General features: G+C 73.9%; 17 protein-coding genes. 13 read left to right on the top strand and 4 right to left on the bottom strand.

The window, feature by feature from the left end:
* From HF519_RS06855 to HF519_RS06820, 8 genes are all read left to right on the top strand, one after another.
* A partial coding sequence (locus HF519_RS06855; RefSeq protein ID WP_169411227.1) for an Rne/Rng family ribonuclease occupies positions 1-2,686 on the top strand: 2,686 nt, incomplete at its 5' end.
* A 126-nt stretch (positions 2,687-2,812) separates the two neighbouring features.
* The gene (gene rplU, locus HF519_RS06850; protein ID WP_169411225.1) at positions 2,813-3,121 is read left to right on the top strand and encodes a 50S ribosomal protein L21; all 309 of its coding nucleotides are present in this window, start codon (positions 2,813-2,815) and stop codon (positions 3,119-3,121) included.
* A gap of 12 nt (positions 3,122-3,133) precedes the next feature.
* The gene (rpmA, locus tag HF519_RS06845; RefSeq protein ID WP_169411223.1) at positions 3,134-3,391 is read left to right on the top strand and encodes a 50S ribosomal protein L27; all 258 of its coding nucleotides are present in this window, start codon (positions 3,134-3,136) and stop codon (positions 3,389-3,391) included.
* Between the two features lie 243 nt (positions 3,392-3,634).
* A complete protein-coding gene (gene obgE / locus HF519_RS06840; RefSeq protein ID WP_169411221.1) occupies positions 3,635-5,251 on the top strand; it encodes a GTPase ObgE in 1,617 nt (538 codons plus the stop codon).
* Entirely contained in the window at positions 5,248-6,372 is a 1,125-nt protein-coding gene (proB, locus tag HF519_RS06835; RefSeq protein ID WP_169411219.1) for a glutamate 5-kinase, read from the top strand. Before obgE ends, proB begins: the two co-directional genes overlap by 4 nt.
* 109 nt (positions 6,373-6,481) lie before the next feature.
* Complete coding sequence (locus tag HF519_RS06830; RefSeq protein ID WP_169411217.1) at positions 6,482-7,777, top strand: methyltransferase domain-containing protein; 1,296 nt, start codon at positions 6,482-6,484, stop codon at positions 7,775-7,777.
* Positions 7,778-7,985: 208 nt separating this feature from the next.
* Positions 7,986-8,150 carry a hypothetical protein gene (locus HF519_RS06825; protein WP_169411215.1) on the top strand — a complete coding sequence of 55 codons (165 nt, stop codon included), beginning with the start codon at positions 7,986-7,988 and terminating at the stop codon, positions 8,148-8,150.
* Between the two features lie 121 nt (positions 8,151-8,271).
* Positions 8,272-10,362, top strand: a complete 2,091-nt coding sequence (locus HF519_RS06820) for an alpha/beta hydrolase (RefSeq protein WP_169411213.1) — start codon at positions 8,272-8,274, stop codon at positions 10,360-10,362.
* Between the two features lie 6 nt (positions 10,363-10,368).
* On the opposite strand, the gene HF519_RS06815 is transcribed toward HF519_RS06820, so the two are convergent.
* From HF519_RS06815 to HF519_RS06795, 4 genes are all read right to left on the bottom strand, one after another.
* Positions 10,369-11,265, bottom strand: a complete 897-nt coding sequence (locus tag HF519_RS06815) for a DUF2182 domain-containing protein (protein WP_211169636.1) — start codon at positions 11,263-11,265, stop codon at positions 10,369-10,371.
* 12 nt (positions 11,266-11,277) lie between these two features.
* Complete coding sequence (locus HF519_RS06810) at positions 11,278-11,910, bottom strand: DUF1326 domain-containing protein (protein ID WP_169411211.1); 633 nt, start codon at positions 11,908-11,910, stop codon at positions 11,278-11,280.
* 84 nt (positions 11,911-11,994) lie between these two features.
* A complete protein-coding gene (locus HF519_RS06805) occupies positions 11,995-14,322 on the bottom strand; it encodes an ATP-binding protein (protein ID WP_169411209.1) in 2,328 nt (775 codons plus the stop codon).
* A gap of 738 nt (positions 14,323-15,060) precedes the next feature.
* Positions 15,061-17,166 (bottom strand): RecQ family ATP-dependent DNA helicase, encoded by a 2,106-nt coding sequence (locus HF519_RS06795; protein ID WP_246242710.1) that lies wholly within the window; start codon positions 17,164-17,166, stop codon positions 15,061-15,063.
* Positions 17,167-17,387: 221 nt separating this feature from the next.
* On the opposite strand from HF519_RS06795, the gene HF519_RS06790 reads away from it, so the two are divergent.
* The 5 genes from HF519_RS06790 to HF519_RS06770 all read left to right on the top strand — a co-directional run bounded on the left by HF519_RS06790 (position 17,388) and on the right by HF519_RS06770 (position 22,123).
* On the top strand, positions 17,388-17,789 hold the full coding sequence (locus HF519_RS06790) for a PDZ domain-containing protein (RefSeq protein WP_169411206.1): 402 nt from the start codon (positions 17,388-17,390) through the stop codon (positions 17,787-17,789).
* 34 nt (positions 17,790-17,823) lie between these two features.
* Positions 17,824-18,981, top strand: coding sequence for a baeRF10 domain-containing protein (locus HF519_RS06785; protein WP_169411204.1), 1,158 nt, complete (start codon positions 17,824-17,826; stop codon positions 18,979-18,981).
* An 84-nt stretch (positions 18,982-19,065) separates the two neighbouring features.
* Positions 19,066-19,950: an AAA family ATPase gene (locus tag HF519_RS06780; RefSeq protein ID WP_169411243.1), complete on the top strand. Its 885-nt coding sequence runs from the start codon at positions 19,066-19,068 to the stop codon at positions 19,948-19,950.
* 8 nt (positions 19,951-19,958) lie between these two features.
* Positions 19,959-21,395 (top strand): vWA domain-containing protein, encoded by a 1,437-nt coding sequence (locus tag HF519_RS06775; protein WP_169411202.1) that lies wholly within the window; start codon positions 19,959-19,961, stop codon positions 21,393-21,395.
* Positions 21,392-22,123, top strand: a complete 732-nt coding sequence (locus tag HF519_RS06770) for a mycothiol-dependent nitroreductase Rv2466c family protein (RefSeq protein WP_169411200.1) — start codon at positions 21,392-21,394, stop codon at positions 22,121-22,123. Before HF519_RS06775 ends, HF519_RS06770 begins: the two co-directional genes overlap by 4 nt.
* Positions 22,124-22,127 lie beyond the last annotated feature (4 nt).

Raw genomic sequence — 22,127 nt, 5'->3', positions numbered from 1 at the left:
GTCCACGCCCGCCGCCGACTCCGGCGACGACTCCGGGGACGACGACAGCGGGAACCGCCGCCGGCGTCGCCGCGGTCGCCGCGGCCGGGGCCGGGGCCGGGGCACGGACGGGGCCGACAGCGGAGACGACGGCGACGAGTCCGACGATTCGGACAGCGCGGACACCGAGGACGCCACCGAGGACGCGGACGTCCCCGAGGACGCCACTGCCGATTCCGAGTCCGGCGAGGACTCCGAGGACTCCGAGGACTCCGAGGACTCCACTGACTCCGATGACACGGCCGACGAGGCCGACGAGGCCGGCACCACGCGGCGGCGCCGCCGTCGCCGCCGCCGCCGCGGTTCGGGTGACGACGGTGCGGACGGCGCCGACGTCAAGGACACCGACCCGCCCAACACCGTCACCCGCATCCGGCAGCCGCGCGAGGCGCGCACCGACGACTCCGACGGCGACGGCGTGCAGAGTGTCCGGGGATCGACCCGGCTCGAGGCCAAGCGCCAGCGCCGCCGCGACGGCCGCGACGCGGGCCGCCGCCGGGCGCCGATCCTCTCCGAGGCCGAGTTCCTGGCCCGCCGCGAGTCGGTCGACCGTTCGATGGTGGTCCGTCAGCACGGCGACCGCACCGAGATCGGGGTGCTCGAGGACGACATCCTCGTCGAGCACTTCGTCACCGGTGGCAGCGGTACCGGGCCGTCCATGGTCGGCAACATCTACCTGGGCCGTGTGCAGAACGTGCTGCCCAGCATGGAGGCCGCGTTCGTCGACATCGGGCGCGGCCGCAACGCGGTGCTCTACGCGGGCGAGGTCGACTGGGACGCCGCCGGGCTCAACGGCAAGGCCCGTCGCATCGAGCAGGCCCTGTCCAGTGGCGACAGCGTGCTGGTGCAGGTCACCAAGGACCCGATCGGGCACAAGGGAGCTCGGCTGACCACGCAGATCAGCCTGGCCGGCCGGTTCCTGGTCTACGTGCCCTCGGGCGGCGCCGCCGGGATCAGCCGCAAGCTGCCCGACAACGAGCGCAAGCGGCTCAAGGACATGCTCAAGGAGATCGTCCCCAGCGAGGCCGGGGTGATCATCCGGACCGCCTCCGAGGGTGTGAGCCAGGAGGCGCTCGAACGCGACGTCCGCCGGCTGCAGGCGCAGTGGGAGGTCATCAAGACCAAGTCGGAGAAGACCGGGCCGAACAAGCCCAAGGCCCCGTCGCTGCTCTACGAAGAGCCCGACATGCTGATCAAGGTCGTGCGCGATCAGTTCAACGAGGACTTCTCGCGGTTGATCGTCTCCGGTGACGACGCCTGGGACACCGTGTCCAACTACGTGGGTCACGTGGCGCCCGAGCTGGCCGATCGGCTGCACCGTCACGTCGGGCCGAACGACGTCTTCGCGGAGTACCGGATCGACGAGCAGTTGCTCAAGGCCCTGGACCGCAAGGTCTGGCTGCCCTCCGGCGGCACGCTGGTGATCGACCGGACCGAGGCGATGACCGTCATCGACGTCAACACCGGGAAGTTCACCGGGTCCGGCGGCAACCTCGAGGAGACCGTCACCCGCAACAACCTGGAGGCGGCGGAGGAGATCGTCCGTCAGCTGCGGTTGCGCGACATCGGCGGCATCATCGTCATCGACTTCATCGACATGGTGCTCGAGGCCAACCGGGACCTGGTGTTGCGCCGGCTCACCGAGTGCCTGGCACGCGACCGCACCCGCCACCAGGTCGCCGAGGTGACCTCGCTGGGCCTGGTGCAGATGACCCGCAAGCGAGTCGGCGGCGGGCTGCTCGAGCACTTCTCGACCCCCTGTGAGCACTGCCGAGGCCGCGGCGTCCTCGTCTCGACGGAGCCGGTGCCCGAGCAGAGCGACCGCCCCCTCGCCGCTTCCGAGAGCGGCGGTCGCCGCCACCGGGCCGGGCGCCGGCGCGGTGACGAGGGTGGTCACGACGGCGGCCGGCCCGACTTCGGGTCGGGGCAGGGCCGGTCCGGCGACGGCGACCGTGCCGCCGATGGGGGCCGGGACGGCCGCGGCAACGGTGACGACCGGTCGGCCCCGGCGCCGGGCGAGGTGGCGGCGACCGCTCCGGCGAAGCCGTCCGACGTCGCGGCGCAGCCGGTGGCGGCCGATCCGGTCGCCCCGGCCGCGGGTACCGCACCGGTGGCTGCGGACCCGGTCGCGGCGCAGGCAGTGGCCGCGGAGGCCGCTCCGGCGCCGGTGGCGGACGCGCCTGCGCCGGTGGGCGAGCCGTTCGACGCGGCGGAGGCCACTCCGGCTCAGGCCACGCCGGCTCAGGCCACGCCGGCGCAGCCCGCGCCGGTCGAGCCGCCGGCGGCGCACGCTGCTCCCGGCGGCCTCAACGGCCACGGCGCCCAGCCTGCGGAGGCGAACGGCCAGGCCGCTCCGGCCCGGCCACGCCGGCGGGGCCGGGTGACCCGGACGGCGGGCGCCCCGTCGACCGGCGGCGAGGCGACCGTGATCACTGCGGTCGCCCCGGCTGCGGACACCGAGGCGAAGGCCGCGGCCAACACCGAGGCGGAGTCGGTGGCGGCGGGTGTGCAGCCCGCCGGCATCCCGGTCCAGCCCGAGCCGTCCACCGCTTCCCGACCGCGGCGTTCCCGCCGTGCGGCGTCCCGCCCCGCGGGCCCGCCGACCGGCGGCGACGCCGGGGAGGGCTCCGGGGGAGACCCGGTTTGACCCTTCCAGAACCTGTTCCGTACCCTGGGACCTCGGAGCCGAGCCGACGAGCATTCGCCGGCGGCGGCGCGTGCGCTGTGAAACGCGCGCATCTGTCCCCCGATTTTCAGGAGTCGTGCGTCAACGATGTACGCGATCGTCAAGACCGGCGGTAAGCAGTACAAGGTGGCCGTCGACGACGTGCTCACCGTCGAGAAGATCGACGGCGAGCCCGGCGCCGAGATCAGCCTGCCCGCCGTGCTGCTCGTGGACGGCGACCAGCTGACCACCGATGCGGAGGCGCTGGCCAGTGCCTCGGTGACCGCGACGGTCGTCGAGCACACCAAGGGCCCGAAGATTCGCATCCACAAGTTCAAGAACAAGACCGGGTACCACAAGCGTCAGGGGCACCGTCAGCCGCTGACGAAGGTCCAGGTCACCGGCATCGCGAAGTAAGGAGACGCAGCCATGGCACACAAGAAGGGTGCGTCCAGCTCACGCAACGGGCGCGACTCCAACGCGCAGCGCCTGGGCGTCAAGCGCTTCGGCGGCCAGACGGTCAACGCGGGCGAGATCCTCATCCGCCAGCGCGGCACCAAGTTCCACCCGGGCACCGGCGTCGGCCGTGGCGGCGACGACACGCTGTTCGCGCTGGTCGAGGGCGCCGTGGAGTTCGGCACCAAGCGCGGTCGCAAGACCGTGAACGTGGTTCCGGTGCAGGTCTGAGGCCTGCGCCACCCCAGTTCCGAATCGGCGGGCCGCCCCAACCGGGTGGCCCGCCTTTTCTGTTGCGTACCCGGGTCATGCTGGGTACCGGAGATCCATCCGGCGCCGTCCTGCGGCGCCGCCGGCGGTCGTCGACGATCGCCGGTCCGGAGCCGACGGCCGCGGTGAGCGCGGCCACCGGCTCCCAGCGAGCGATCATGGTCGACAGACGGCCGTGGTCGAGATCAAGAGGAGAGTCGTCCGATGTCGCGGTTCGTCGACCGGGTCGTTCTGCACGCCACCGCGGGAGCAGGCGGTAACGGCTGCGCCTCGGTGCACCGGGAGAAGTTCAAGCCGCTGGGAGGCCCGGACGGCGGCAACGGCGGCCGGGGCGGTTCCATCGTCCTGGTCGTCGATCCGGGGGTGCACACCCTGCTCGACTTCCACCACCGCCCGCACGCCACCGCCCGCAGCGGCAAGCAGGGCCAGGGCGGCTTCAAGGCCGGTGCCAACGCCGAGGACCTGGAACTGCAGGTCCCGGACGGCACGGTCGTGTTCGACCGGCGCGGCAACATCGTCGCCGACCTCGTCGGCCCGGGCACCCGGTTCGTCGCGGCCGAGGGCGGGCGCGGTGGCCTGGGCAACGCCGCGCTCGCGTCGTCGGCCCGCAAGGCGCCCGGGTTCGCGCTGCTCGGTGAACCCGGCGAGAGCCGTGACCTGGTGCTCGAACTGCGGTCGATGGCCGACGTCGGGCTGGTCGGCTTCCCGTCGGCGGGCAAGTCGTCGCTGGTCGCGGCCCTGTCCGCGGCCCGGCCGAAGATCGCCGACTACCCGTTCACCACGCTCGTCCCGCAGCTCGGTGTGGTCACCGCGGGCGATGAGGTGTTCACCGTCGCCGACGTGCCCGGGCTGATCCCCGGTGCATCGGAGGGCCGTGGCCTGGGTCTGGACTTCCTGCGGCACATCGAGCGCTGCTCGGTGCTCGTGCACGTCGTGGACTGTGCGACGTTCGAGCCCGGGCGCGACCCGGTCTCCGACGTGCAGGCGCTCGAGGACGAACTGGCCCGCTACACCCCCGCGCTCGGCGGCGAGCTGGCCGACCGGCCCCGGCTGATCGCGCTGAACAAGGTCGACGTACCCGACGCCGACGACATCGCGGACCTGGTCACCGCCGAGCTCACCGAGCGCTTCGGCTGGCCCGTCCACCGCATCTCCACCGCCAGCCGCGCGGGGCTGCGCGAGCTCTCGTTCGCCATGGCCGAGCAGGTGCACGCCTACCGCGTGAGCCTGCCGGTCGTAGAGCCCACGCGGGTGGTGCTGCGGCCGGCCGCCGTCGACGACGCCGGGTTCACCATCGAGGCCGATCCCGAACTGCCCGGCGGCTTCATCGTGCGGGGCGCCCGCCCCGAGCGCTGGATCCGGCAGACGTCGTTCGACAACGACGAGGCGGTCGGCTACCTGGGCGACCGGCTGGCCCGGCTCGGGGTCGAGGACGCCCTGGCGGAGGCGGGTGCGGTGCCGGGCTGCCCGGTGACCATCGGTGATGTCACCTTCGACTGGGAGCCGAGCACGCCCGCCGGGGTCGCGGTGATGATGTCCGGGCGCGGCACCGATGCCCGGTTGGAACGCTCGGGCCGGGTCGGGGCGGCGGAGCGCAAGGCGGCCAGGATCGAGCGCCGCCGGCACCACACCGATGAGGAGCTCGCCCAGAGCGCGGCCGCCGACGAGGTGTCCGACAAGGTGTCCGACGAGGGGACCGAGGACGCTTGGGACGAGCCGGCGTGGGAGAGCGCCGCCGAGACCGGCGAGGTCAGCGAGGCCGGGAACCCGGCCGACGGGCCCGGGCATGACGGCGGGGAGCGCCCCGGCGACGCCCGATGAGCGCCCGCGCGCAGCTGGCCGCGGCCCGCAGGCTGGTGGTGAAGGTCGGGTCCTCGTCGCTGAGCAGCCTCGACGGCGGGCTCGATCCCGAGCGGCTCGACCGGCTGGTGGACGCGCTCGCCGCCCGGCGCGCGGCCGGCACCCAGGTCGTTCTGGTCTCCTCCGGCGCGATCGCCGCCGGGCTCGCCCCGCTCGGGCTGACCCGCCGGCCCCGGGACCTGGCCACCCAGCAGGCCGCGGCGAGCGTCGGACAGCTGCTGCTCGCGCACGCCTATTCGGCGTCGTTCGCCCGCTACGACCAGCCGGTCGGGCAGGTGCTGCTCACCGCGGACGACATGATCCGCCGTGCGCACTATCGCAACGCCCAGCGCACCCTCGAACGGCTGCTCGGCCTCGGCGTGCTGCCTGTGGTGAACGAGAACGACACGGTGGCCACGGACGAGATCCGGGTCGGCGACAACGACCGGCTGGCCGCGCTCGTGGCGCACCTGATCGGTGCGGAGGGGCTGGTGCTGCTCTCCGACGTCGACGGGCTCTACGACGACGACCCCCGGCGACCCGGCTCGTCGCTCATCGCCGAGGTCGCCGCCCCCGCCGACCTGGAGGCCGTGGAGATCGCGCGGCCGGGGGCCGCCAGCCTCGGCCGCGGCGGGATGGCCACCAAGCTCACCGCGGCCGCGATGGCCTCGGCCGCGGGGATCCCGGTGCTGCTCGCGGCCGCCGAGGAGGTCGGTGCGGCACTGGAGACGGCGGTGGACGGGCCCAAGACCGGTACTGCGTTCCGCCCGTCGGGCCGGCGGATGTCGGCGAGGCGGTTCTGGCTGCGCCACGCCGCGGACGTCCGCGGCCGGCTGGACCTCGACGAGGGTGCGGTGAACGCGGTGCTGCGGCGGCGGCGCTCGTTGCTGGCCGCGGGGATCCACGGCATCTCCGGGGAGTTCGTGGCCGGCGACGTCGTCGACCTGGTCGGTCCGAACGGGGTCGTGGTGGCCCGTGGCGTGGTCGGCTACGACGCCGCGGAACTACCGGCGCTCATCGGCCGGCGCAGTGACGAGCTGCCGCCCGAGCAACGCCGTGAGGTGGTGCACGCCGACGACCTGGTGGCGATGGCCGGCTCCTGACCCTCCCGGATTCCTCGGCGGGCCATCGCCCTCGTCGCTCCTCCGGGCACCGGAACGCCACCACGGCTGCTGATTGCGGGGGCGCGAGGTTGGTCGCAGACTCAGGGGGATGGTTTCTCCGGAGCATGCCCGGTCGCGGCTGGTCGCGGCACTGCGCCGGGGCGTGCGGGTGCGCACGCCGGCCGTCGCCGAGGCGTTCGCGACGGTGCCCCGGCACCTGTTCCTGCCGGGGACCCCGATCGAGGCCGCGTACGCGGACGAGGCGGTGGCCATCAAGTACGCCGGCGGCGTCGCGATCAGCTCGGCCTCCCAACCGTCGATGATGGCGATCATGCTCGAGCAGCTCGGCCTGCGTCCCGGGCACCGGGTGCTCGAGATCGGCGCGGGGACCGGGTACAACGCGGCTCTGATGGCCCGGCTGGTCGGCCCGTCCGGTGCGGTCACGTCGGTCGACATCGACCCCGATCTGGTCGTGCAGGCGGAGCAGAACCTGCGTGCCGCCGGCGTCGACGGTGTCGAGCTCGTGGCGGGTGACGGTGCGCTCGGCCATCCGCCGCGGGCCCCGTACGACCGGATCGTGCTCACCGTGGGCAGCTGGGACGTCCGCCCGGAGTGGGTCGCTCAGCTGGCCCCGGGCGGGCGGCTGCTGCTGCCGCTGGCGATCCGAGGTAGCCAGCTGTCGGTCGGCCTCGACCTCGGGCCCGACGGCCTGCTGCACAGCGATTCGGTTCGCAGCTGCGCGTTCATCCGGCTGCGCGGGGTCGCGGCCGGGCCGGACGCGAGCGTTGCGTTGACCGACGACGGGCTCGCGGTGCAGGTAGCCGAGGAGGCCCCGCTCGATCTCGCCGGGGTGCGCGCGGCGCTCGCCGCCCCCGGCCCGATGCTGCCCGCCGGGGTGAAGCTGGGGTCGGCGGACCTGTGGGACGGACTGGGGCTGTGGCTCGCGGTGACCGATTCCGCAGTCCTGCGGCTGCTCGCCACCGGACCGGCCGTCGAGGGTGAGCCGGGGCGGCGGTTGCTGCCGATCGGTCCGGACCGGGGCACTGTCGCGCTCGCGGCCGGCGTCGGCGGGCCCCGTGGACTGGGGGCGGTGGTGGTGGATCCACCGGTGACGGCGGGTGAGCAACCCGCGCAGGGCGCCATCTGGTTGCAGGCGTTCGGCCCCGCCGGTCCGGAGCTGACCGGGCGGCTCGCCGCGCTGCTCGACCGGTGGACGGCGCAGGACCGGCCCACGGCGTCGGAGCTCCGCGTCGTGGTGGTGCCGAACGGGACGAGCGCCGGCGCCGGGACCCCCGCCGCGACCGTCATCAAGCAGCACTGCCGGTTGCTGCTCGACTGGCCGGCGGCCGCGGGTAGGGGCGGACGTCCGCACCACGGCGGCCCTCCGCACCCACCGCGGCGGTGACGGGCGGAGTCCGGCTGCGGCGCCCAGCAGGTTCTCTCGCAGGTGCACAGCTCGCGGCCGCGGGAGGGAGAGCGGCGATGAGTGGCGACATCGTGGTGCGCACCCCTACGACTGGCTGCGCACGATCGGCGCGCACGGCCACGTCCGGCCGCGCCAGCAGCGCGCGGACGTCGTCCGCATCCGCTTCGCCGCGGCCCGCGCGCTGCAGGTGTACCCCGGACCGGTCGGGCAGCTCGTCGCGCGGGAGCTGAACTCCTACCTCGAGCTCGGCTGGCTCCTGCCCCACGACGGGTTGGTCGAGCGCAATATCCGGGAGGTCCTCGAACGACCGGTCCCAGACCGGCCGGCGGGCGCCGCGTCCCCGCCCGCGTGAGCGGTTCCGGTCCGCTCGCCGCCGACCTGAGCGGTGCCCGGTGTTTGCGCCGCATGGGCGATTCGGCGAGGTCAGAGGTGGGAGACCCTGGTCTCGACGTCCCGCAGAGGGAGGAGCCGCCGTGCGCGCCCGCGAACCCGACGAGACCGGCACGGTGGAGCGCGACGGGGTCCGGGTCGGTTATGAGGTCTTCGGCTCGGGGCGGCCGACGATCGTGCTGCTCACCTCGTGGGCGATCGTGCACATGCGCCAGTGGAAGGCCCAGGTCCCCTACCTCGCGCGGCACTTCCGGGTGATCACGGTCGAGGGCCGCGGGAACGGCCGCGCGGACCGCCCCGGCACGGCGCCGGCCTATGCCGACCGGGAATACGTCGACGACGCCATCGCGGTGATGGACGCGACCGACACGGACCGAGCCGTCGTCGCCGGTCTGTCGCTGGGCGGCCGGCACGCGCTGCAGCTCGCCGCCTGGTACCCCGAGCGGGCCGCGGGCGTGGTCGCGATCGGCGCCGCGCTGCCCTGGCCGCTACCCCCCGACTTCGACCGGCCGCGTGCGGACTACCAGGGCGCGCAGAAGGTCAACCGGCACTATTGGCGGAAGGACTACCGGGGCTGGGTCGAGTTCTTCATGTCCCAGGTCTTCACCGAGCCGCACTCGACCAAGCAGTGGGAGGACGGCGTCGGCTGGGGGCTGGACACCGATGCCGAGACGCTGTTGCTCACCACCGCGGCGGTGGACACCCCGACCGAGCGAGACGCCGAGGAGATCTGCCGCGCGATCCGCTGCCCGGCGCTGCTCCTGCACGGCGACTGCGACGCCGTCGTCCCCTACGAGACCGGCGTGGCGCTGGCCGGCTGGACCGGCCGGCTGGTCACCGTGCGCGGCGGTGGGCACGCCCCCACGATGCGTGATCCGGTGCGGACCAACCTGCTGATCCGCGAGTTCGCCGGGTCCCTGGGGGAGCGGATGCCCCATGCGGCGCTCCCGCCGCTCACCTGGACCCGGGCCCGGGAGCGGCGGCCGCGGGCGCTGTACGTCTCCTCGCCCATCGGTCTCGGGCACGTCCGCCGCGATCTCGCGATCGCCGACCGGTTGCGCCGCCACCATCCCGACCTGCAGATCGACTGGCTGGCCCAGGACCCGGTGACCCGGATGCTGGCCGAGCGCGGCGAGCGGATCCATCCGGCGAGCCGATGGCTGGCCGGGGAGAGCGCGCACTTCGAGTCCGAGGCCGGCGAGCACGACCTGCACGTCTTCCAGGCGGTCCGCCGGATGGACGAGATCATGGTCGCCAACTTCCACGTCTTCCACGACGTCGTCACCGAAGAGGCCTACGACCTGTGGGTGGCTGACGAGGGCTGGGAGATCGACCATTTCCTGTTCGACAACCCCGAGCTCAAGCGCACCGCGTACGCCTGGCTGAGCGACTTCGTCGGCTTCCTGCCGCTGCCCGACGGCGGTACCGCGGAGGCCGCGCTCACCGCGGACGTCAACGCCGAGCGGGTCGAGCGGATACGCCGCTACCCACGGCTGCGCGACCGGTCGATCTTCGTGGGCAACCCCGGCGACCTCGTCCACGACCTGCTCGGCCCGGGCCTGCCCACCGTGCGGGACTTCGCACTGGAGCGCTACTCGTTCGCCGGCTACGTGACCGGGTTCGACCCACCCGGCGACCGGGACCAGCTGCGCGCCGAGCTCGGCTACCGGCCCGAGGAGCGGGTCTGCCTGGTCACGGCGGGCGGCTCCGGTGTCGGCGGGCACCTGCTGCGCAAGGTCGCGGCGTCGTTCCCGTTCGCGGCCAAGCGGGTGCCCGGGCTGCGCATGGTCGCGGTGACCGGCCCGCGGATCGACCCGGCGTCGGTCCCGGTGCCCGAGGGCGTGGAGGTGCGGGGATACGTGCCGGACCTCTACCGCCACCTCGCGGCGTGTGATCTCGCCGTCGTGCAGGGCGGGCTGACGACCACCATGGAGCTGGTCGCCGCCCGCCGGCCGTTCTGCTACTTCCCGCTCGCCCACCACTTCGAGCAGCAGGTGCACGTCCCGCGCCGGCTCGCCCAGTACGGCGCGGGACGGCGCATGGAGTACGCAGACACCGACCCGGAGCAGCTCGCCGAGGTGATCGCCGCCGAGATCGAGCGCGAGGTGGACTACCGGCCGGTGGAGACCGACGGCGCGGAACGGGCGGCGGCGCTGCTCGCCGAGCTGCTCTGATCCGCGTCACACCCGGCGCCGGGCCCGGGTCCACAGCACCGACACGACCAGCACCGCGACACCGACGAGCGACGCGACCAGGGCGGCGTCCGCGCCGTGGTCGTGCCCGACGGGTGCCCCCGCCCTCCCCGGGGGCACCACACCCAGCAGCGGCAGCGCCGCGCTGATCCCGGCGGCGATCAGCGCTAGTCCGATCGGCGCCACCAGCCGCGCACCCCACCGCGTGGTCTTCTCGGCCACCATCACCGCGGTGAGCGCCAGCATCCAGGCCAGGCTGCCGGTACCTGTCCCGAACATCACCAGCATCAGCGCCCAGCAGCAGCCCAGGCACGACAGCCCGTGCCGCACGCCCAGCCGCCACGCACTGCCCACCCCCCGGCGGTAGTGCTGCCACAGGAACCCGACCGGGTTGCGGCAGGCGGTGAGGCAGGCGTTCTTCAGCGGGCTGAACTGGAACGCCCCCGCCACCAGCAGCGCGACCGCGAGGACCAGGCCCGGCCGGGCCGAGAGCCAGTCCGAGCCCGCCACCAGCGCCCGCACCGCCGCGTCACCGAGTAGCGCGACGACCGCGAACACCGTCCATACCGCGACGTATCCGGATCCGAAGGCCGCCCGGACGGCCCCGGTCCGCGGCGCTCGCGCGCTCACCGGAACGAACAGCCGTGCCATCGGCACCGTCGTCGGCAACATCATCGCGCCGACCATCACCAGCCAGACGGCGAGGAACATCGCGAGCCGCGCCGGCCACGGCCAGCCCGGCTGCCCGGGCAGCGTGCCGTGATGGCCCAGCCGGTCACCCCCGAGGAGGATCAGCTCGACGGTGACGAGCCAGCATCCGGCCGCCACTGCCCACAACAGCGGGCCGGGGTCGCGATGGGTGCGGGTGGCGAGATCGGCGGGCACGGCAGGCCTCGCTCAGGCCGAGAACCGGAACGCGCCCTGCACCGAGTTCTTCCCGCTCAGGTCGATGTCGGAGGTGCCGAGTAGAGCGCCCGTCCGGCGGTAGACCGGCGCCGTTCCCGGGAAGGCGGGCGAACCGGGAATCGTGCTGAACACGGTGTCCCTGAGCTGCGTGGCCTGTCCGGTGGCACCCTGGAAGGGCGTGATCCGGGCCTCCACGACGTCGCCCACCTTCAGCGTGCCCTCGCCGCCCTCGGCGGTGAACGTCATGGGGGCCCGTTCCACGGCGACGATCTCCCCGATCAACGCGGCGAGATCGGCGACGGCCCCACCGAGCTGACCGCTGAACACGCTCAGCAGCGCCTGCTGCTGTTCCTCCGAGCACCGGTCGTCGACGTAGACCACGACCTTCCAGCCGCCTGCCAGCACGTTGCCCGGAATGGACGCGGACAGCACCACCCCGCGGTCCGAGACGTCCACACCCTGCACGGTGCCCTGGTCGACCCACCAGGCGACGACCCCCTCGCAGCTCCCGCCGTCGGGGTCCATGCCCACCCAGCACGGACAGACCGCCGCGCAGGTGCAGACCTCCAGCAGCCGGCCCTCGATGGTGTAGGTGGTGGTCTCGGCCGGTGCGGTCGCGGTCATGATCGCCCTCCTCGTCGGCGGTGGTGCCGACAGGTGTAGGGCAGGGGACCGGGGCCGCGGTATCGGGAGAACCATGTAGGGCGCTCAGCGGGAGCCCTGAGTGGCGATCCACGCGGCCACCTCGGCGCGGCTGCGCGCGCCGAGCTTGCCGATGATGTGGTGCACGTGCACCTCGGCGGTCTTCTCCGCGATGCCCAACTCCCGCCCGATCTGTCGATTGGTCCGCCCGGTCGCCACCAGCCGGGCCACCTCGCGTTCACGGCGGGTCAGCGGGCTGGACGGAATCCGCACGGTGGGGCGCACCGGCTCGGCCGCAGCCTGCTCGGCGAGATCGATCGCGCTCGTCCAGGCCATGGACCTCCCGGCGTGCAGAGCGCGATCCGCCTGCTCCGCGCCGAGGTGCGCGCGGACCGCCGCGGTGACCACGGCAGGGACGTCACGGTCCTCGGCCGGCAGCGGCGCGGCGATGCGCACCCGCAGCGCGGCGGCGGCCCCGACCAGATGCCCCGCCGTGCGGTGGGCGCCGCGGGCGCACGCCAGCTCGGCAGCGGTCTCCAGGCACTGCGCGATGCCGCGCCGGTCGTCGATCGCCCGGTGCCCCCGCAGCGCCTCCCGCAGCAGAGCCGCCGCGGCGTCCGGCTCGCCCCGGCGCAGCTCGACGTCGGCCAGCGCACCCGCCGTGCACCCGATCGCCCAGGGGTACTCGAGCTCCCGGAACCGGGCGAGACCCTCCCGGAGCAGGCTCGCGGCCTTGGCCAGCTCGCCCCGGCTGCGAGCGAGCAGACCGAGGTCGTAGCGCGACCACACGACACCCGTGTCGTTGCCCAGCTCCTCGTACAGCGCACCGGCCCGGCCGTAGTGGGCCACCGCGGCGCGGTGATCGCCGCGGACCCGGGCCAGGTGGCCCAGGAACGCGGCGCCGATGGCCCGTCGATGTGGAGTGCCGCCCCGGTCGTTGACCGCCATCGCCCGGGCCAACAGCTGTTCGCTGCGGTCGTGCTCGCCGCGGCCGAACGCCATCACACCGGCCTGGATGAGCGCACCGGCGAGTGCGTCGTCGGGAGGGGGGACGGGTGCCGCGGCCGCGGCGGTGAGCGCCCGGTCGAGTGCTGCGGCCCCCTCACCGAGATGGCCACGGGTGTAGGCGTACCAGCCCAGGGCCGCGGCGAGGGGGAGCGCCGAGGCCATCTCGCCGGCCGCCTCGCAGTGTTCGAGCGCGGCCTGCAGGTTGCCCCGCTCGACCCCGACGGCGTCCACCGAGGCCGTCTCGGCCACGGTGCCGATCAGCGCCTCGGTCCGCGCGGCCAGCCCGGTGAAGTAGCGGGCGTGCCGGGCCCTGGTCGCCGCCGTCTCGTCGTGGCGGTCCAGCATCTCCGCGGCGTACTCGCGCAGGCTCTCCAGCATCATGAAGCGCCCGACCGCCGCCGGCCGGGCGTCGCGGCTCAGCAGCCCCTTGTCGATGAGGGAGCCGACGGTGGCGATGGCGTCGATGCCGTCGCCGGGCGCGGAGCAGACCGGCTCCACCGCGGCGGAGCTCGCGCCGCCGACGAATACCGAGAACCGGCGGAACACGGCCCGTTCGGGCGGGGCCAGCAGGTCGTGGCTCCAGGCCAGCGCAGCGCGCAGGGTGCGGTGCCGCTCGGGCACGTCGCGGGCGCCGTCGGTGAGCAGCCGCATCCGGTGCCGCAACCGGAAGGTGAGCTCGGCGGGGGTGAACAGCCGCAGCCGGGCTGCCGCCAGCTCGAGAGCCAGCGGCAGACCGTCGAGGCGGACGCAGATCTCGGCGACGGCCCGGGCGTTCCCGACGGTGATCGTGAAGTCCGGTGCGAAGGCGTGCACCCGGTCGAGCAGCATCGCGACCGATGCCGTCGCGAGCAGCCGTTGCGGATCGGTGACGTCGCCGGGCCCCGGCAGCGCCAGCGGGGGCACCGGGAACTCGCGCTCGGCGCCGAGGTGCAGCCGCTCGCGGCTGGTCGCGAGCAGCCGCAGCCCGGGGCACGCGGCGAGGGGCGCGACCAGCTCGGGCCCGGCGTCGATCACCTGCTCACAGTTGTCGACGACGAGCAGCAGGTCGCGGTCCGCCAGGGCCGACACGAGCCGGTCGCCCGGCCGGGCGTGGCCGGTGTCGGCGTCGAGCCCCAGCGCCCGGTCGATCTCCGCGGGCACCTGCGCGGGGTCGCGGACGGCCGTGAGGTCGACGAACACCACCTCGGCGCGATGGCGCCGGGCGGCCGCCACGGCGAGCCGGGTCTTGCCCACCCCGGGTGGGCCGGTCAGCGTCAGCAGCCGCACGTCGGGCATGCCCAGCAGCCGGTTGACGGCGGCGAGCTCGGCCTCGCGGCCGATGAGCGTGTTCGGGGCCAACGGCAGCAGCCCGACGGTGCGTGCCGGCTCGCCGAACGGCTCGCTCACCTGATCACACCCCCAGCCGGGCCGCGGCCGCCGGACCGGCCCGCGACGTCGAGGTGTCGTGGGCTGCCATTGGAGCGTGCCGGTACCGCACGACGCATCTGACCGAACGGACGCCGGGGATGCGCCGATCAGCCGTTACCGGGCCGGTGGCGGCTCGACGCACGTCTGGACGGTGCCTGCCGGACCGTGCAACCCGTCGACACCCTGCTCGGGTGGACGGCGTAACCGTCCGGTTGGCCGGGCCGTTCGAGGTGCTGCGGGCCGGCTCAACGGTGGGTAGCGGCGAGTCCGGCAGTCGCAACGCCCGGCGCCTGCTATCTCTGCTCGCCGTCCGCCGCGGACGGCTGGTGCCCGCGTGGCAGATCGTCGACGTGTTGTGGGGCGACCGGCCGCCGCGGCGACCCGCGCAGGACGTCGCGACGCTGGTCAGCAGGCTGCGCAGTGCTCTCGGCCCGACGGTCGTGCTCGGCGGGAGTCCGGGATGTCGGCTCGGCGCATCGACCGCCGTCCGGGTCGACCTCGACGAGGCCACCCGCCTCCGCCCCCGGGGCTCGCCGTCGTCGCCGGGGATCCGGGGCGCTGGAGCTGCTCGGCGAGGGATCGGTGCTGGCCGACGAACCGGAGCCGGACTGGGTGACCGAGGCCCGCGCCGAGTTCGACGCGCTGCTGCGCGAAGCCCGGCATCTCATGGCCGAAGCCGCGCTGCGGGCCTGCCTCGCCCGGCACCCGGACCTCGACTCAGCCCGCCAACGCCAGCGCGAACGGCAGCACCGCGGGTGCACCGGCGCGGCGCAGAGCGCGGGCGGCGACCGTCATCGTCCACCCACTGTCGATCAGGTCGTCGACGAGCAGCACCGGGCCGCCCACCCCGGACAGGTCGGGCAGCGCCGAGGTGTCGAAGCCGCCCCACACCGCGGCGAGCCGCTGCGCGGAGTTCTCGTGCGACGCCGGGCGCGGGCCGGCCGGTTCGAGGCGCCCGAGCATCGGCAGCCGGCCGATCTCGGCGATCCGCCGGGCCAGGTGCTCGAGCTGGTGCGGGCGGGTCCGCGACCCGATCCCGACCACGCCCACCGGACGCTCCGCCCAGCCCCAGCCGGCCAGCACCCGCACGCACGCGTCGAGGAGATCCTTCGGCACCGGCTGATCGACACCGTCGAGGTCGGCGCCGCCCGTCTCGGACAACAGCTCGCGCAGTCGGGTGCCCCAGCCGATGTCGGACAGCCGCCCGATCACCCGGCCCTCGGCCGCGAGCTCGCCCGCGGGGATCCGGCCCGACGCGGAGACGCCGAGCTCCTTCATCCCGGTGGGCCACTGCTTGCGCGGCGCCACCTCGACGCCCGGCCGGGCCAGGCGCTCCGCCGCCGCCGAGGCCGCGCCGCCGTCGACCTCGGCGGACCACACCTGACCTGCGCAGACGTCGCAACGTCCGCAGGGCGTCGCGTCGGTATCGTCGAGCTGACGGCGCAGGAACACCAGCCGGCACTCGTCCGTGTCGAGGTAGTCGAGCATGGCCTGCTGCTCGGCCTTGCGAGCGGCGGCGATGCGGCGGTGCCGCTCGCCGTCGTAGACCCACGGCTCGCCGGTGCTGATCCAGCCGCCCTTGACCCGTTTCGCGGCACCGTCGCTGTCGAGCACCTTGAGCAGCATCTCGAGGCGGGTCCGGGACAGGTCGACCCGCGTCTCCAGCGCCGCGGTGGACTGCGGGACCTCCGACAGGACATCGAGGGTCTGGCGGACCAGTGGCTCGGGTGGGAAGGCCAGGGAGGCGAAGTACGCCCAGATGTCGCGGTCCTCCCGGCCCGGGAGCAGCACCACCTCGGCGCGGTCGACCGCGCGGCCCGCGCGGCCGATCTGCTGGTAGTAGGCCACCGGGGAGGCCGGGGCGCCCAGGTGCACGACGAACCCGAGATCGGGCTTGTCGAAACCCATGCCGAGCGCGCTCGTCGCGACCAGTGCCTTGACCCGGTTGCCGAGCAGGTCGGCCTCGGCGGCCAGCCGGGCCTGCGGATCGGTCTTGCCGGTGTAGGACGCGACGGGGTACCCACGCTCGCGGAGGAACTCGGCGACCTCCTCGGCCGCCGCGATGGTCAGCGTGTACACGATCCCGGCCCCGGGCAGCGCGTCGAGCTGCGAGGCCAGCCAGCCCAGCCGCTGCGCCGGTGTCGCGTGCCTGACCACCGACAGCCGCAGGCTCGAGCGGTCGAGCGAGCCGCGCAGCACCAGCGTCCCGCCCGAGTCCTCGGCGCCGAGCCCGAGCTGCTCGGTGACGTCGTGCACCACCCGGTCGTTCGCCGTCGCGGTGGTGGCCAGCACCGGGATCCCGGCCGGCAGCTCGCCGATCAGCGCGCGCAGCCGCCGGTAGTCGGGCCGGAAGTCGTGCCCCCAGTCGGACACGCAGTGCGCCTCGTCGACCACGAGCATCCCCGCCGACGCGGTGAGCCGGGGGAGGACCCGGTCGCGGAAGTCGGGGTTGTTCAGCCGCTCCGGGCTGACCAGCAGCACGTCGACCTCGCCCGCGTCGATCGCCGCGTAGGTGGCGTCCCAGTCGTCGATGTTGGCCGAGTTGACCGTCGCGGCGTGGATCCCGGCCCGGTCGGCCGCCTCGATCTGGTTGCGCATCAGGGCCAGCAGGGGCGAGACGATCACCGTCGGGCCGGCCCCGGCCGCCCGCAGCAGCGCGGTGGCCACGAAGTACACCGCCGACTTGCCCCACCCGGTCCGCTGGACCACCAGGGCGCGGCGACGTTGCGCGACGAGGGCGTGGATCGCCGTCCACTGGTCCTCACGCAGCCGGGCACCCGGCCCGGCCAGCGTGACCAGTACCTCCTCGGCGCGCTCACGCAAGCCGTCGCCGTCGTGGCCGTCATCGCTGAGATCACTCGTCTGGGTCGGCCGGGTCGCTGTCACGTGCCCCATGGTGGCGGTCCACCCCGACAGTGCGCCGCTCGCCCCGGCCTGCCGGGGCGGACCACGGCGCCGTTTTCGGCCCGTCGGGTCCTGATCGTCGGCGCGCCGCGCTGCCAGCGTGGGCGCTCACGGGCAGCCGGATCGGCAGGAGGTGGGTGATGCGTCCGACGACCGCGGTCCGCGTGCTGCGCGGAATCAGCGCCGTCGCCGCCGTCACCGTGGCCGTGTCCGTAGCGGGGGCCTGTGGGGCGGACTCCGACCCGCCGGGTCCGCCCTATCCGCTGCCGGCCGGGACCCTCGGAGCCACCACCGTCACCGCGACCGATCCGGGGGGGACGCCCATCGGCGCGCAGGTGGTCACCGTGAAGCCGCGCAGCGCGGCGACCGAGGCCGGCTTGAAAGCCGGTGACGTCATCGTCGAGGCCGACGGGCACGAGGTCACCACCGCGCAGCAGCTGGAGGCGCAGATCGCGCGCCGTCATCTCGCCCAGGGTCTCCGGCTGACGCTGATGTGGCCCCCCGGAGAGACGCGCACGGTCAACCTCGACCTGGCCCGCTGAACGACCCGGCCCGCCGAACGACACCGGAGGCACCATGCTCACCGTGGACACGCTGCAGCGCATCACCGAGTTCAACGGTGACGGCCTGCCCGTCCTGTCGGTCTACGCACGGGTGAATCCCGCCAACCGCACCGACTACCAGAGCCAGGTGGGTTCCCTGCTGCACCAGATGCGGGCGGTGGCCGACGACCCCGACCTCAGCCACGAGGCCATGGTCTCGCTGCGCGACGACATCGCCGCGATCAAGGCGGCCTCCGAGCAGCCCCAGCCGGACGCGCTCGGCGTCGCCTACTTCTGCTGCTCGGGCCGCGGCCTGTTCGAGCAGGTGGAGCTGCCCCGGCCGGTACGCGAGCGGATCGTGGTCGACCAGACGCCGTGGGTGCAGCCGTTGACGCTCGTGCTCGAGGAGTACCACCGTCTCCGGATCGCGGTCGTCGATCGCGCCAACGCGCACTTCTGGGACCTGTACCAGGACGAGATCGAGGATCGGGGCAGGCTGCGCGACAAGCACCTGCGCAAGCCCGACTACGCCTACGGGGACCGGGAGTACGAGACCCGCAACAAGGTCGAGACGCTCGCCCGCAAGCACTATCGGAAGGTCGTCGAGCAGCTCGCCGAGGACGCCCGCAACAGGGAGTTCGACCTCCTGGCGGTCGGCGGGCACGAGGAGGAGCTGCCGGAGTTCGTGGACTTCCTGCCCCGGGACCTGCGCGACAAGCTGGCCGGGACGTTCCAGGTCGACCCGAACGTCGCGGCGAACTCCGACCGGGGTGTGCTGGTCGAGCGCGCCCGGGCCATCCTCGAGAAGTGGGAGCGCGCCGAGGAGGAACGCCTCGTCGCCGAGACCTACGAGCGCCGGGCGATGCGGGCGCCGGCCGCGATCGGGCTGCCGGAGTGCCTGTGGGGGGCGACGACGGCCGCGATCGACCTGCTGCTCGTGCAGGAGGGCGCGCAGGCGCCCGGCGTGGTCTGCGACGAGTCGGGGTGGCTGGGGCTCCGGGGCGACACGTGCCCGATCTGCGGGAAGCAGACCCGCGAGACCCCGGACGTCGTCGACGAGCTCGTGCAGGCGGTGATGGACGAGAGCGCGTCGGTCGAGCACGTGCTCGTCCAGGGGACCCGGTTGGAGTCCGACCTCGTCGCGGCCAAGCTACGCTTCCCGCTTCCCCCGGCGGAGTTCGACCAGGCGTGACGCGGTCGGTGTGAGGCGCGTGACACCCCGGTACGCGGTGTCACGGGGGCCGTCCCTGGGCGGATGGGCGCGCCGCAAGGCAGGATGATCCGCGTGAGCGCCTCCCAGTCCCCGCTGTTCGGCTCGGTTGCGGACGTGGCCGAACGGCTGGCCGAGGTCGGCTACCTGGCCTCGACCGCCGTCGCGACCACCGTCTACCTGGCCGACCGGCTGGGCAAGCCGCTGCTCGTCGAGGGTCCGGCCGGGGTCGGCAAGACCGAGCTCGCCAAGGCCGTGGCCGAGGCGACGAAGTCCGAGCTGGTCCGGTTGCAGTGTTACGAGGGCATCGACGAGGCCCGCGCGCTCTACGAGTGGAACCACGCGAAGCAGCTGCTGCGGATCACCGCCGGGCAGGGCACCCAGAGCTGGGACGAGACCCGCGACGACGTGTTCTCCGAGGAGTTCCTGCTGCCGCGCCCGCTGCTCACCGCGATCCGCCGCGCGGACCCGACCGTGCTGCTGGTCGACGAGATGGACAAGGCCGACGTCGAGGTCGAGGGCCTGCTGCTCGAGGTGCTCTCGGACTTCCAGGTCAGCATCCCGGAGATGGGCACCGTCACCGCCACCCGCCGCCCGTTCGCGCTGCTCACCTCGAACTCCACCCGCGAGCTCTCCGAGGCGCTCAAGCGCCGCTGCCTGTTCCTGCACCTCGACTTCCCCGACGCCGACCTGGAGCGCCGGATCGTGCTCAGCCGGGTCCCGGAGCTGGCCGAGTCGCTCGTCGACGCGCTCGTACGCACCGTGCGGGTGCTGCGCGGGCTGGAGCTGCGCAAGTCCCCGTCGGTGGCCGAGACCATCGACTGGGGCCGCACGCTGCTCGCGCTCGGCATGGACACCCTCGACGACGATGCCGTGCGCACCACCCTGGGTGTGGTCCTCAAGCACCAGTCCGACCAGGTCAAGGCGGCCGCCGAGCTGCGGCTGAACTAGGGGGACGGATGTCGATCACTGGGCCGATCGCAGCGGAGCACGGCCTGCCGGGGCACCTGGTCGACTTCGTCGGCGCGCTGCGCCGCCACGGCGTCGCGGTCGGCCCCGGGGAGACGGTCGACGCCGCGCAGGTGCTGTCCGTCATCGACCTGCTGTACCGCGATCAGCTGCGTGAGGGGCTGGCCGCCGCGCTGCTGCGCCGCTCCGGGCAGCGGCAGGTGTTCGACACGCTGTTCGAGCTGTACTTCCCCGCGGCGCTGGGCGCCGGGGCGGGGGAGGTCGAGGTGCCCCGCGTCGGTGACGACGACGACGGTGCGGTCGACGTCGAGGCGCTGCGCGACATCCTCGCCGACCTGCTGCGCGACGGGGACATCGCGGCGCTGACCGAGCTGGCCCGGGCGGTCGTCGACGCGCTCGGCCGGTCCGGGGCGGCCGGCAGTGGCAGCCAGGGGGCCGGCGGCCAACCGAGCTGGTCGGCCTACCAGGCGCTGCGGACGCTGTCGCCGGAGACGCTGCTGGCCCGGATCATGGACGATCTCAAGGCCGGGATGAACGGCGAGATCTCCGACTTCACCGACGAGATGCTGCGCCGCGAGATCCGCGACCGGATCGCCCGGTTCCGCAAGATGATCACCGACGAGGTGCGCCGGCGGACCGCGGAGATCCGGGGCAAGGAGCAGGTGGCCAAGACCGCCGTGCCCAAGCAGGCCGAGCAGGTCGAGTTCCTGTCCGCCTACGCCGACCAGCTCGCCCAGCTGCGGCGCACCGTGCACCCGCTGGCCCGGCGGCTGGCGAGCCGGCTGGCCGTGCGCCGCAAGCACGCCAAACGCGGCACGCTGGACATGCGGCGCACGCTGCGCCGATCGATGTCCACCGGCGGGGTGCCGATGCGTCCCGCGTTCCGCACCCGCCGCCCCGGCCGGCCCGAGCTCGTCATCCTCTGCGACGTGTCCGGTTCGGTGGCCGGGTTCAGCCACTTCACGCTGCTGCTGGTGCAGGCCCTGCGCGAGCAGTTCAGCAAGGTGCGGGTGTTCGCGTTCGTCGAGCGCGCCGACGAGGTGACACACCTGTTCGAGCCCGGCGCGGAGCTGTCCGGGGTGATGAGCCGGGTGCTGCGCGAGGCCGAGCTGGTGGCCTTCGACGGGCACAGCGACTACGGCGGCTCGTTCGGCAGCTTCGCCGAGTACTGGGGTGACGCCGTCACCCCACGCAGTTCGTTGCTGATCCTCGGCGACGCTCGCACGAACTACCGCGACCCGAACCTGACCGTGCTGCGGCGGCTCGTCGGGCAGGCCCGGCACGCGCACTGGCTCAATCCCGAGCCGCGGCGGCAGTGGGGCACCGGCGACTCCGCCGCGATGCGCTACGCCGACGTCGTGCCGATGCACGAGTGCCGCACCGCCGGGCAGCTCGCCGATGTGGTGGAGGCCCTGTTGCCGGTATGAGCACGCCCGCACCCGACCCGACACCGCCGGAGAGCCCCGATATCGCGGAGTTCTTCTTCGACCCGACCTGCCCGTTCGCCTGGGTGACCTCGCGCTGGGTGGTCGAGGTGGCCAAGCAGCGGCCGATGCGGGTCCGCTGGCGCCCGCTGTCGCTGAAACTGCTCAACGAGCCCATCAGCTACGCCGGCCGGCCCGCCGACTATCCCGACGCACACCAGCGTGGCCTGGAGATGCTGCGCGTGGTCCATGCGGCCCGGGAGCGGTACGGCGAGGACGTCGTGGGCGATCTCTACACGGCGCTCGGCGAGGAGATCTGGGAATCCCCCGCCCCCGACGAGGCCACCTTCGAGGCGGTACTGGCCGAGGAGGCGCGGCCGCGAGACCTGGCTGCGCTGCTGCGCCGCGTGGGGCTCGACCCCGAGCTGGCGGAGGCCGCGCACGACGACCGGCGGGACGAGGCGCTGCGCGCCGAGACCTGTCTGGCGGTGGACCGGGCCGGCGGCGGGGTCGGCACCCCGGTCCTGACCTTCGACCCGCCGGACGGACCGTCGTTCTTCGGTCCGGTGATCGAGGCGCCGCCGGCCGGGGAGGAGGCGCTGCGGCTGTGGGACGCGGTACGCACCCTGGCCGAACACCGCGGCTTCGCCGAGCTCAAGCGCGCTGTGCGGTCCTTCCCGCGTACGCCGATGAGTGCTCGCATCGCCGGTGAGGCCACCCGCGTCGGCTGATCCG

Source organism: Pseudonocardia bannensis (assembly GCF_012911875.1).
GTDB classification, from domain to species: domain Bacteria; phylum Actinomycetota; class Actinomycetes; order Mycobacteriales; family Pseudonocardiaceae; genus Pseudonocardia; species Pseudonocardia bannensis.
This window is presented reverse-complemented; position numbering and strand designations above follow the sequence as displayed.